Here is a 13,218-nt window from a genome sequence, read left to right as displayed (position 1 = left end):
ACGTAGAACGCCTGCTGCACGAGCTGCTCGACCAGTTCGAGCGCGAGGAGCAGGCCACCAACCTCGAACACGTGCGCGGCAAGATCGCGGCCTCGATCGCCTGCCACGCCGCCATCAAGATCAACATGCCGCTGGCGCAGGACAAGATGGAGTGGCTGCTGCACGAGCTCTCACGCACCGACGCGCCCATGACGTGTCCGCACGGACGTCCGGTGGTGCTGCGTTACTCGCTGAAGGACATTCAGCGGGCGTTTAAACGCATCTAGCGGAGAGCGGACTGCGGAGAGCGCATCCGAGTCTGAGTGTTATCCTCAATGGTTTGCTCCTGCTAGCGGCTAGTAGCTAGCGACCAGCGACTTCCCGAAATGACCGACTCCGAACTCCAGCAGCAGCGCAAGGCGAAGTGGCGCGTGGACGGCAACGCCGTCCGCACGCTCGAAGACGCGCGCGCTTTTCTGGAGGACGTGGGGATGTGCCTGGTCTACCCGGTGCGTCCCGCGCTGCCCCTGCCCACCTGGATCGGCGCCTTCACCGGGTCGGAGGAGCGGCTGCCCGACGCGCGGCACGCCTTCAGCGATCCGCGCGCGCTCGAAGCGGAAGAGCTCATGCTGCGCCTACTGCGCGAGAAGTCGGCCTTCGAATCGAACCTGCTCGGACAATCGAACCTGCTGGTCGCCGCGTCGCTGTTCCCCTACTTCCACGCGCTGGTCACGGCGCAGGAGAAGAAAGGGACGAGCAAGGGCGACAAGCTCTCGCCCCTCGCCGCCGACGCCTTCAAGGTCATCCAGCAAAAAGGCCCAGTCGGAAAACAGCAGTTGCGCACGCTGCTGAAGGGAGATCTTTCCATCTCCGCGCTCGACCGCGCGCTCGCCGAGCTGTGGGCGCGGCTGAAGATCACGCGCGTAGGACACGACCCGCACGAAGGCGCGGTGTGGGATACCTTCGCGCGCTGGGCGCCGAAAGAGACCAAGCAAGGCGTGTCGCTCTCGACCGTGGAGGCGCTCTCGGCCATGCTCTCGAAGTATCTGGACGCGGCCGTCGCCGCGGAACCCGCCGAAGTCGAAGCGGTGCTCGCGCACCTGGCGCCGCGTTCGCGCATCAAGGAGGCGGTGAACGCGCTGCTTTCCGCGCGCGAACTCTCTTTCGTCCACATCGGCCAGCGTACGCTCATCCAGATCACGCCGGCGCGCACGGACACGCGTCCGCGCGCCAAGCGGGGTGCATGAAAAACGGGGCGCATGACTAGCGAGAGCAAAGCCAAGCGGCTGGTCATCGCCATCGATGGCCCTGCCGGCGCCGGCAAGAGCACCATCGCCGCGCGTCTGGCGCGCAAGCTCGGCTACATCAACCTCGAGAGCGGGGCGATGTACCGCGCGCTCGCGCTCAAGGCCATCGAGGGCGACGTGGCTTTTGAAGATGAGGACGCGCTGGTGGCGCTGGCGGAGAAGTCGCGGATCCAGCTCGAGCCCACCCTGGGTGGCAACCGCGTGCTGCTCGACGGGCAGGACGTGACCCAGCGCATCCGCGAGCAGGATGTCACCGACGCCGCTTCCAAGGTGAGCGTGCATCCGCGGGTGCGGCAATGGATGGTCGCGCACCAGCGCGCACTCGGCGCCCAGGGTGGGGTGATCATGGAGGGGCGCGACATCGGGACTAAAGTCTTTCCTGACGCGGACTTGAAGATCTTCCTCGATGCCGACCCTTCAGTGCGCGGCGAGCGGCGGTACCGCCAGCAGCCACAAGCGGACGACACGCGGCCTGAAAGTGTGCTCGCCGAGTTGCGCGAGCGCGACCGCCGCGACCGCGAACGCGCAGCGTCGCCCCTCGCACCGGCGCCCGACGCTCTGATCATCGATTCCACCCGTCTCGGCATCGACGAAGTGCTCGCACAGATCGAGAGCCGCATCGCGGCCCTGGCCGCCAAAAGACAGGCCCCGGCGCAGTCCTGAGAAGAGACGTGCTTCCCGTTTTGCGGAAAAACATCTCGCTTTCCACACCGTTTTCTAGTAAATAACTACCCTAGCCCAGGTGACATCCTGACAGTTAACCCCCTGTCGGACTCCAGCAAGAATGGTGTCTGCGCGGGGGGCGCGTGGTTTTCCTTCCACTAGGTTGGGGCCACACGTCCGCCCGGCAGGTTGAGACCGGTCGATAGGCCGATAAACAGGGAGCGCGCGTGCTTTTCATCGAGGACCTTGCATCGTTGGTGCTGTGGCTCGTGGCCACGGTGCTGAGCATGAATCTGCTCTTCCTGGGGTTCATCTTCTACCGCCGCCTGGGGCGCAAGCGGTATTACGAAGATAAGGATTCCGCACGTTCGCGCTACACCCGCGTGGTCTCCGAGTTCATCGACAACGAGATCAACGTGGAGCGCGCCATCGCCCTGCTGGAAGATGCCAGCAGCCGCGCCGAGCAGGATGCGGTACAGGAGATGCTGCTCGCGCAGGAAGACGCCAACAACGCCGAGCGCATCTCGCAGGTGTTGTTCGGACTCGGCTACGTGGAGCGCTGGTCGCGCCAGGTCTTCGGCCGCGGACGCACCAAGGCCTTGATCGCGCGCTCGATGAAACGCGAGAACGCCGCCATCTCCACCACGGTGTATCGCGGCCTGCTCACCCCCATCCTCAAGATGCGCATGTTCTGTGTGCCGCGCGCGCTCGCTGTCGAATCGCTCGGGCGCCTGGCGCCGCAATACGCGCAGGTATTCATCGCCGAAGCGCTGCACGATCCGGCGCCCGAAGTGCGGCGCGTGGCCATCGCCGCCATGGGACGCAACCGCCACCCCGCTGCCATCCCGCTGCTGTTCGGCGAGCTGCTGAAAGCGGTGGAGATGAGCAACGACGTCTCCTTGCGCTCCACCAAGGCGGCGCTGGTCTGCTACACCATGGAGGACCTGCACCATTTCGTCCCCTACCTCTCGCACCCCAACCGGCGCATGCGTTTCTTCGTCGCCGATACCGTGCGTGAGATCTGCAACCGGTCGTCGCGCAACATGCTGCTCAACAAGAACGACTTCCCGCAGGAGCTCTACGAGGCTTTCCTCGACGTGACGGTGAAAGACGAGTTCGCCGACGTGCGGGCGCGTTCCGGGGCGGTGGTCAAGCATTTCCGCGATAAGCGGGCACTCGCGGCGTTGCGCGCGCTGCTCACCGACGAGAACGACTTCGTCCGGCTGCATTCGGTGCGCGCCTGCCAGGACCGCTACTACGCCGAACTTGTCCCCGACATGGTGCGCCGCCTCTCCGACACGCGCTGGCGCGTGCGCGAGGCCGCGGTGAAGGCGCTTGCCGCTTTCGGCACTTCCGGATCGAACGAGCTCTATCGCTACTTCATCAACACCAAAGACCAATACGTGAGCGAGCAGATCTCGGAAGAAGTGCAGCGCTCGGGACTGACCACCGACCTGGTTTCAGCGCTCGCGCATGGTGGCGAAGATCGCGACTTGGCCATGGCCGTCGCCAAGAAGATGGTGCTGATGGGCAAGTCGTCGTTGCTCACCGCCGCGGTCGCCGGTTTGGTGGAACCCGAGCCGCGCATCCTGCTGATGGATGCGCTCATGCTCGCGCCTACCGAACAGTTCCTTGGCGTGCTGGACGCGATCGCCAACAACGATGGCGGGCCGGTCGGCGACAAGGCCCGCAAATTACTGCAGCTCGCCGAAGAACGCGCCGTCGGAGCAGGGAAGGCCTAAGACATGCATAGCGCGGTGCTCCACTTCTTCGACTACTTCAACGCCATCATCCTGGTGTACTTCCTCGTGACCAACATCGTCTACACCGTGCTCATGATCTTCTCGCTCTACACCGTGAGCATGCATGCGCAGTCGGCCGCGCACGGCGCTTATGCCGACCTGCTGGAATCTCCGGTCACGCCGCCGGTGGCGCTGATCGTGCCCGCGCACAACGAAGAAGACGGCATCGTGCAGACGGTGCTCTCGCTGTTGGAGATCCAATATCCGGAAAAAGAAGTCATCGTGGTCGATGATGGCTCGACCGACGGCACGGTCGAGAAGCTGGTGCACCAATTCCATCTCCAGCGCATGGACCTGATCTACCGGCCGACGGCGCCCTGCAAGACGCCCTTCGCCTTCTACTACAATCCCGAGCGCCCCGAGCTGATCCTGATCTCGAAGGAGAATGGCGGCAAGGCAGACGCGCTGAATGCCGGCATCAACATGGCGCGCAGTCCCTACTTCTGCACCGTGGACGCCGACTCCATCATCGAGCCGCAAGCGCTGCTGCGGCTGATCGCCCCGGTGGTCGAGTCCACCGTGAACACCATCGTGAGCGGTGGCGTGGTGCGCATCGCCAACGGTTGCACCCTGCGCAACGGCCGCATCGTGGACGTGAACATCCCCAAGAGCTGGCTGGAGCGTTGCCAGGTGGTCGAGTACATCCGCACTTTCCTGTTCGGGCGGCCGGGATGGAATTTCCTGAACGCCACGTTCATCTGCTCGGGCGCCTTCTGCCTGCTGCATCGCGAGACCGTGCTCGAGGCTGGCGGCTTCTCCACTGACACGGTGACGGAAGACATCGACATCATCGCGACGCTGCATCGCTTCTGCAAAAAGAACCATCGCAAGTACCGCATGGTCTTCACCACCGACCCCATCTGCTGGACCGAAGCGCCGCATTCGGTCTCCATGCTGGCCCGCCAGCGCCGCCGCTGGCAGCTCGGCCTGATGCAGACGGTGATGAAGCACAACGACATGATCTTCAGCCCGCGCTACGGCATGATGGGGCTCATCAGCATGCCTTTCCACGCCTACGTGGAAGCGCTCGGCTGCGTGATCGAAGCCTTCGGCACCATCCTCATCCCGTTCACTTTCCTGGTGGGCGCCATGCCCTTCTCGCTGTTCGCGTTGCTCATGTTCCTCGCCTTCGGATACGGCACGCTGCTTTCGGTGGGCTCGGTGCTGCTCGAAGAGACCACGTTGCGCCGCTATCCCAAAGTCGGCGACGTGCTCATGCTCGTGCTTTACGCCATGATCGAGAACGTGGGTTACCGGCAGATGGTCACGCTGTTCCGCGCGCAGGGCATCATCCAGTACTTCACCGGGCTGAGTAAGTGGGAGATCGTGGTGCACAAGGGCTTCGAGAGCCGCTTGCTGGTGGACGATGAAGTATAGGATGTGGTTCGCCAATCGCGTGGTCATCGGCATGGTGGTGTTCTTCATCGTCATGGCGATGTGGGAATTCAAGTGGAAGCCGCAATACCGCCCGTTCTATGAGACCGGCGTGGCCGCGTACCAGGCGGCGCACTATGCGGACGCGCTGGTCGACCTGAACCGCGCCTACTCCATCGCGCCCAACGCGCTCGACGTGATCGTGATGCTGGGCTGGACCAACCTGAAGCTCCATCACTTCGAAGAAGCGCGTTTCTATTTCGATCGCGCCTTGCGCATCGATCCGCGCACCGAAGAAGCGCAGATCGGTGCGTCGTTCGTCGCCCTCGAGACCGGACGCGGCAAGATCGATTACCAGCTGCTCAACCGGATCATGGGCAAGCGCGGACGGGATCCCAACGTCCGCATCCTGGCGGCCGGCGCGCTGGTGCAGGAAGGGCGCAACCTCGAAGCCGCAGCCATCTATCAGGAACTGGTCCACGACCGGGATTACGGCAAGGCCTCGCAGATCGCGCTTGAGGAATTGGTCGGCAACAAAGGCTTCGACGATCCCATCCCGTCAGTCTTGCCGGCGGTCAACAAGCCCGCCTCCACGCAGGTGCGGTACCGCTCCGCCAATGGCTGGATCTGGCACCTGAACGGCAATGACTGGGAAAAGTTCTACGTCAAGGGCATCAACCTGGGCCCGGGCGCTCCCGGCTTCTTCCCCTCCAAGCCGCCCACCGAAGGTCTGATGTACAAGCAGTGGATCGACGACGCTTCCGCTGCCAACGCCAACGTCATCCGCCTGTACACCTTGTTGCCGCCGGGTTTTTACCGCGCCTACAAGCATTACGTGAAGGGCGGCGGCAAGATGGGGTTGATGCAGCAGATCTGGATCGGAGACCCGAAGAACAAGGACCTGTACGAGCCGGCATTCGTGGATGAGACGAAAGCGGAGATCCGCTACGTGATCGACGCGGTGCACGGCCACGGCGATGTGCCGCCGAAGCGTGCGCGTGGCAACGGCATCTACGAGAACGATGTTTCCGGCGACGTCGTCGGCTATCTGCTCGGCCGCGAGATCGAGCCTTCGATCGCGCAGCAGACCAACATCATCAACGGCGGCAAGGTCAAGTTCGACGGCAAGTACATCTCCTTGCAGCGCGCCACCGCCACCGAGGTGTGGTTCGCCGAGATGCTCGACTACCTCGTGGGCTACGAGCAAGACACCTACAACTGGCAGCATCCGGTGGCCATCGTCAACTGGCCGCCGATGGATCCGCTCACCCATCCCACCGAGGCCACCAACCTCGAGGAAGTGAAGTTCCGCATCCGCAAGGGTGAACAGCTCTCTATCCCCAAGGGTTTCGAAGACGACAACGACACCGTGGCCATCGACGAAGCCAAGTACCGCGCCACGGGCGCGCTCTACGCCGGCTTCTTCGCCTCGTATCACGTCTATCCGTACTACCCGGACTTCCTGCTGCTCGATCCGCAGTACCTCAACGCACGCGACTCCGAGGGACTGAATCCGATCTCCGGCTACCTGAAAGAATTGCGGGCACACATCCCACACGCGCTGGTGATCACCGAGTACGGCATGCCCAGTTCCATCGGCATCTCGCACTTCCATCCTTATGGATGGCACCACGGCGGCCATACCGAAGACCAGCAGGCGCAGATCCTGGTGCGCCTCGCCAAGACCATCAAAGACACGGGTTGTGCCGGCGGTGTGCTGTTCGAATTGATGGACGAATGGTATAAGCACAACTGGCTCACGGTGGACTTCGAGAGTCCGGTGGACCGCGCGGACCTGTGGATCAACGAACTCGATCCCGAGAAGCGCTATGGATTGCTCGGCTTCCACACTGCCGGTTGGAAGCTGTTCACCGGCGACCCCGCGGCGTGGGTCAAGGAGAAGACGCTCTATACCTCGGCGGTCGAGCCAACCGCGTTCAAAGATGGTTACGACGGCGCGCGTTCCCTGCGCAGCGTGCAGGCGGCGAGCGATGAAGGCTACCTCTACCTGCGCATCACCGTGCCCTGCATCGATTGCCCGAATAAAGACCGCAAGAAGGATTCCAAGCCCGACTGGAGCAAGACCGCATACGCGGTCGCCATCAACACCATGCCCACGGCGGCCGGGCTGCACAAGCTGCCCTTCGGCGACGTGGACCTGAAGAATGGGGCGAACTTCCTGCTCCTGCTGGGCGACCCCACGGTATCGCGGCTGCTCATTGCCGACACCTACAACCCTTACCAGATCCTGCCCAAGCCCGGCGTACCCAACGAGACCGAGATCAGCTACCGCCGCGGCTACACCCCGTCGTTGCAGTATCGCGGCACGTTCATGGACTTTGTGGTCGAGACCAATCGCCGGCGCTATGGCCGCGACGGCACCTCATATCCCGGCACGCGTTACAGCCGCAGCGTGCTGCGCTACGGCGATGGCGACCCGCAAGCCGCCGCGTATGACTCGCTGGCGGAGTGGAATGTGGACGTAAAGAACAAAGCCATCCTCGTCCGCATCCCGTGGGGCAAACTGCTGCTGACCGATCCGTCGAGCCGCGCCGCGTGGTTCGGCTTCGACGGCGCGCTCACCGCGCGCACCGCCTCCAGCTCCGGAGTGGACATCGCTGTCTTCGCGCTCAAGCCCGGCGGGGCGCCCGATAACGTGAGCGCCATGCAGATAGCCATGTCGTTGCCGGCCATCTCCGGCTCCGCGATCTCGAACCCGGCATCGCTGACCTGGAAACCCTGGGAAACGGTCAAGCCCGAACCTTATTTTAAGAAGTCGTATTTCGCTATCCAGAAAGAATTCATGGAGGAGCACAATGGGGAACAGACTGCTCCGGGCACTGGTACTCCTGCTTTACGTGCTGTCGGTGGCGGCGCCCGTGCTGGCGGCCCCAGCCGATAAAGCCAACGTCGACGAGCTGCTCCGCAAAGCGGACCAGGCCGTGCTGGAAGGCAAGCTGAACGTCGGACGCGCGGGCTACGAGCGCGCCCTCGCCGCCGGCGCCGACCTCGCCACTGACTACACCCGTGCCCGCAACCTGGGCATGGTGTACATGAACGGCTCGCCGCGCGACTACAAGAAGGCGGCGCGCTGGCTCGAGATCGCCTGGAAACTGCGTCCCGGAGCCGACGATACCCGGCTGCTGCTGGCGCAGGCGCTGGCATGGAGTGGCAACCACGAAGCTGCCATCGTGCATTTCCGCGCTCTCTCCAAGGCCAGCCCAGACACCGCCGAGTACACCACGGGCCTGGCCAACGTGCTCTATTGGGCGGGGAAGAACGACGAGGCCTTCGCCGTTTACGATCGCTATCTCGAGCGCCGTCCCACGAACCTCGCCATGCGCCTCGAATATGCGCGCGTGCTCTCCTTCGCCCGCAAGCTGCCGGAAGCAACCCAGCAATATCAGAACGTATTGCAGGCCGATCCCAACAACGTACAGGCGCAGGTCGGGTTGGCGAAGATCGCTTCCTGGCAAGACGATTTCAAAGGCGCGCTCGACCGCTATAACAAGGTCCTGAAGCGCCATCCCAATCTGTACGACGCCGTGGTCGGCAAGGCGTACACCATCTACTGGATGGGCGGCCGCGATCAAGAAGCCGCGGCGCTCTTCCAGCAGGCGCTGCAACGGAATCCCAACGATAAGGAAGTCCGTGCCACGCTCAAGGAGATGGGTGCGGGCGGGGTAGGAAAAAAGACGGAGAGCGCAGCGGCACAGCCGGAGCAGAAGCCGCAACCAAAGCCGGAGCAGAAGCCGGTACAGGCTCCGCCGGTCGAGGCTGCCACCTTGCAGCCCGATACTTTCGACACGCACCAGAAGCCCGAGGCGCGCAACGCCACCACCGTGATGATGGAGCAGGCGCAGGCTGCGGCCGACGCCAGCAATTACGTGGAGGCAGTACACCTCTACCACGAGGTCCTGGCGAAGGAGCCGCAAAACACGAAAGCGATGATGCAGATCGCGCGCGTGCTCTCGTGGTCGCGCAACTTCGCCGAGTCGGCCCGCGAGTATGACCAGTTGCTGCAAGCCGATCCCGAGAACATGCAGGCCCGCCTGGAGCGCGCCCGCGTGCTTTCCTGGGGACAGAACTACGAAGCCTCGGTCGACGAGTACAACCGTTTGATCAAGCAGGCCGAAGTGGCCAAAGCCCAGCCGCAGCCCAAACCGGTGGTACAAGCCAAGCCGGTAGAACAGCCGCCCAAGCCGGTGCCGCCGGTGGAGACGGCACGGACGCCCGCACCGGTGGAGCGTGCCGCGCCCGAGATGGTCGAACCGCCGGCAACCCTCATCGACGTCTCGCAGACGCGGCTGGAACTCGCGCGCGTGCTGGCGTGGTCGAAGCGCTACGGCGAGTCACTCGCGCAGTTCAACGTGATCCTGCCGCCCCAGCAGAAGCCTGAGGCGAAGGACAAGCCCATCCTCATCGAGAAGGCGCGCGTGCTCTCTTACGCGCGCAATTATGAGGAGGCGGTCAAGACTTACGACGTCGCCCTGGCACTCGACCCTGCCGACATCGAGGCTCGGCTCGGCAAGGGCCAGACGCTCTACTGGTGGGGACGCCTGGACCAGAGTGCCAACACGCTGCGTCCGCTGATGCAAGTGCAGGCACTCAGCCCGGAGACGAAGAACACCACCGCCTTCACCCTGGCGTCGGTGGAGCACGGGCGCGGGCAGAATTCCGCCGCGCTCAACATGCTCAACGCCGCTGCTCCTAACGATGCTGAAGCGAAGGAATTGCGTCACAACATCCGCCAGGAGATGCGGCCGGTGCTGCGCTTTGCCTGGGGATGGGAAGACGATGAGGAAGTAGCCACTCTGCCCGCGCCCAGCTCGGTCACGCGCGCGCTGCGCTACTCCACCTCACTCGCCTTCAATGTGAAACCCGATCTCCGCATGACGGTCTCGAACACGGTGACGCGCGGCACCACCAGCAGCGGCCTGCTCGGCCAGTACGGCACCGCTGCGCTTGCCTACGAGACGGAAGTGCAACTCAACTGGCGCGTGAACCCGTGGCTGCAGCTGGTCGTGGGAGCGGGCGAGGGTGGTATCGGCTCAGGCTCGACCTGCATCATCCCCTGCTTCAGCGGTCCGACCGGCGAACGCACGCACCAGTTCGTCTACGACGTCCACCCCGTCATCACCAAGGACGGATGGCGCCTCGAGTTCGCGGCCGGACGCCACATCGCTGACTACACACCCTTGGCCGTGCATAACAACGTGATGCGTAACCGCTATGAAGCGAACGTCACCTACAACTGGCGCAACCGGGTCGCCTTCGGTGGAGAGTACTGGCACAACGACTACTCTTTGGAATCACCGCAACTGGTTCCGCCGCTGGCAAGGAATGACTTCTCCACTTCCGGCAACGGAGGCGCGGTGTTCATCACGCCCACGTGGTATCGCGGCGAGCACCTCACCATCGATAGTGGCGTCCGCTGGGAGGCGTTCAAATATGATTCCGGCGCCGTGCCCATGGCCCAGGCGATTGGCTCGGGCGGATTCTTTACCCCCAGCGAGTACGAACGCATCTCGGTCAATGGCCGCATGGTGTGGGAGCAGAACCGCTACCGGCTCGACATGCATGGCACCTTCGGACCGCAGCGGATCACCGGTTTCGCGGCGCTTCTGCCGCCGCCTCCTGACTGGGGCGTCACCGGCAGCGTGGGCGCGGAACTCAGCCTGAACTTCGGGCGCTTCCACCCGTTCCTGGCCTATGACTGGTTCTCCACCGCCACCCCGGCCTTTGCCGGCCAGATCAAGGGTGCCTATAAATCGCACTCCCTGGTCGCCGGGTTCGCTTACCGGTTCTAGGGCAGTCCAACTCCAAGCTCCGCCTTCGGGCGGGGCATTTTTCTTAGGAAACGATATTCTGCGACAATTTTGCGCGACAACGTCTCTTCGCGACCCGAAATACGCTAAACTGCAACCACTCCCGCTAACCCCAGAGCGTTCTGAACGAGGCATACGGCAATGATCGGCGGCAACTTCGGTAACTATCGTATCGACGAAAAACTGGGTGAAGGTGGCATGGGCGTGGTCTACAAGGCCACCGACACGGAACTCGACCGTTCCGTCGCCATCAAGACCCTGCTCACTTCGGCGGACCCGGAAGCAAGCGCGCGCTTCATGCGCGAGGCCAAGGCCGCATCGCGGCTGGCGCATCCCGCCATCATCACCATCCATCACTTCGGCATCCAGGATGAGACACGCTTCATCGTGATGGAGTACATCGAGGGCAAGACCCTCAAGAAGATCATCGACGGCAAGCCGATGCACCTGAACCTGCTGTGCGAGATCGCCATCCAGGTGGCGGACGGGCTGGCGATGGCGCACGAGCACAACGTCATCCATCGCGACATGAAAGCGGAGAACGTGATGGTGACTCTGCGCGGCCAGGTCAAGATCCTCGACTTCGGCCTGGCCAAGCTCAAGGAGCCGGAGACCAAAGTCGCCGACAAGACCGTGTTCCAGACGCAAGTCGGCGTGATCATGGGCACGGTGAGCCACATGGCGCCCGAGCAGGCGCTGGGCGGCGACATCGATGCCCGGGCAGACATCTTCTCTTTCGGCGTGGTGCTGTATGAGATGGCGACCGGCCAGATGCCGTTCGACGCGCCCTCGGCGCAAGCGATGCTGGCGCGCATCCTCAACCAGGAACCCACGGCGGCGCTGAAGCTCAACCCCGACCTGCCTCCGGAGGTCGACCAGCTCATCACGCAGACGCTGAAGAAGGATAAAAGCTTCCGTCCCACGGCGCTCGAAGTCCGCGACCGCCTGAAGAAGATCCAAGCGTCGCTCAGCGCCGGACAGATCTCGCAAGACGTGCGCACCCAGGCCATTTCGCAGGGAATGGTCGCAGCGGCGGCGGCGCCTGCTCCCATGAGCGGCATCAAGACGGCGCCCCGGTTGGCTTCTGCTATCCGGCCGGCCTCGATGGCGGCGAGCGGAGTGACCCCTGCCCCGGGAGGGGTAGCGCCCACGCCGGTCTCGACCTCCGTCAAGGCGCCGCCGCGCGAAGTCACCGGCGGCGCGAAGGCGATTTATTACGGGCTGAAGACACTGCGCATCGTCGTCTTTTTCACGACCTTGACCGTGCCCTTGGCATTCATCTTCTACTTCATGGTCTCCGGCGGCCTGATCCGTCCCCAGATCGTGGAAGGCACGTTCGTCATGGCTTACGTGAAGGCCATCGTCGACCCGGTGTTGCGCACGGCGGAGAGCATCTTCACCTTCCGCATGGTGTCGGGCGGCTGGAACTTCATGCTGCTGGGACTCACCGTCGTCGCTTTCGTGCTGCGGCAATTATTGCTGCTGCCCTTCGACAAAGCCGAGCACTGGGCGAAGACTAAAGTCGTGCGCTCCAAGGCGGCGGCGCCGATGGCCGTCTCCATCACGACCACGGAGCGTGCGTCATCGCATCGCCTGGCGATGCTGCGTGAGTACTCCGAAGCGAAGAAGTTCCTCTTCCAGGAGAAGCGCAAGCTGGCCTTCCTTTCCATCGACGTGGTCGGCTCTACCAAGATGAAGATCGGCGAAGACAAGCTCGCCATCGAGCACGCTTTCGCCGAGTACAAGAAATTCGTGGAGCGCATCCTCAAGACCAACAACATCTGGAAAGTGGCGTGGACGCCCGACGGCATCATGTGCGCCTTCTTTACCACCGAAGACGCGGTCAAAGCCGGGCAGGAAGTGATCGCGGGCCTGGGCTGGTTCAACGACGGCGTCCATCAGCTCAAGATGGGATTCAACGTGCGCTGCGGCGTGAATGCCGGAGAGGTCGTCTTCCCAGAAGATAAACCTATGGAAGATATTTCCGACGAGGCGATTGACGTGGCCGGCCACATGCAGAAGTATGCGGCGCATGGCGCGCTCTGGATCTCGCGCACCATCATGATGGAGCTGGGCGACCAGACGGGCTGGCGCGCGATCACCGATCAGAAGGTCGATGGCCACGATTGCTTCGAGTGGCGGGCTGACGAACTGGGCGCCCAGGCCGCGCGTGGCGCTTCGACTCCCGGGGACCACTAGAAGAAGACCACTAGAAGAAGACCACTAGACGAAACAACCACGAGAAAGCTGGAATCAGAACAAAGG

The 13,218-nt window shown here is 63.3% G+C and carries 8 protein-coding genes; all 8 read left to right on the top strand.

The window, feature by feature from the left end; all coding sequences use genetic code 11:
• Positions 1 to 266, top strand: a 266-nt coding sequence (locus M3P27_05760; protein MDP9267817.1) for a DNA mismatch repair protein MutL, incomplete at its 5' end; no start/stop codon positions are given.
• A gap of 99 nt (positions 267 to 365) precedes the next feature.
• Entirely contained in the window at positions 366 to 1,226 is an 861-nt protein-coding gene (locus M3P27_05755) for a winged helix DNA-binding domain-containing protein (protein ID MDP9267816.1), read from the top strand.
• A 12-nt stretch (positions 1,227 to 1,238) separates the two neighbouring features.
• Entirely contained in the window at positions 1,239 to 1,949 is a 711-nt protein-coding gene (cmk, locus tag M3P27_05750; protein ID MDP9267815.1) for a (d)CMP kinase, read from the top strand.
• A gap of 227 nt (positions 1,950 to 2,176) precedes the next feature.
• The gene (locus tag M3P27_05745; protein MDP9267814.1) at positions 2,177 to 3,691 is read left to right on the top strand and encodes a HEAT repeat domain-containing protein; all 1,515 of its coding nucleotides are present in this window, start codon (positions 2,177 to 2,179) and stop codon (positions 3,689 to 3,691) included.
• 3 nt (positions 3,692 to 3,694) lie between these two features.
• Positions 3,695 to 5,128: a glycosyltransferase family 2 protein gene (locus M3P27_05740; GenBank protein MDP9267813.1), complete on the top strand. Its 1,434-nt coding sequence runs from the start codon at positions 3,695 to 3,697 to the stop codon at positions 5,126 to 5,128.
• Positions 5,118 to 8,027 (top strand): hypothetical protein, encoded by a 2,910-nt coding sequence (locus M3P27_05735; GenBank protein ID MDP9267812.1) that lies wholly within the window; start codon positions 5,118 to 5,120, stop codon positions 8,025 to 8,027. The genes M3P27_05740 and M3P27_05735 overlap by 11 nt, the downstream gene beginning before the upstream one ends.
• Positions 7,942 to 10,935 carry a tetratricopeptide repeat protein gene (locus M3P27_05730; GenBank protein MDP9267811.1) on the top strand — a complete coding sequence of 998 codons (2,994 nt, stop codon included), beginning with the start codon at positions 7,942 to 7,944 and terminating at the stop codon, positions 10,933 to 10,935. The genes M3P27_05735 and M3P27_05730 overlap by 86 nt, the downstream gene beginning before the upstream one ends.
• Positions 10,936 to 11,094: 159 nt before the next feature.
• A complete protein-coding gene (locus M3P27_05725; GenBank protein MDP9267810.1) occupies positions 11,095 to 13,152 on the top strand; it encodes a protein kinase in 2,058 nt (685 codons plus the stop codon).
• Positions 13,153 to 13,218: the final 66 nt, after the last annotated feature.

This window comes from Acidobacteriota bacterium (assembly GCA_030774055.1).
Taxonomy (GTDB): domain Bacteria; phylum Acidobacteriota; class Terriglobia; order Terriglobales; family Acidobacteriaceae; genus JACPNR01.
This window is presented reverse-complemented; position numbering and strand designations above follow the sequence as displayed.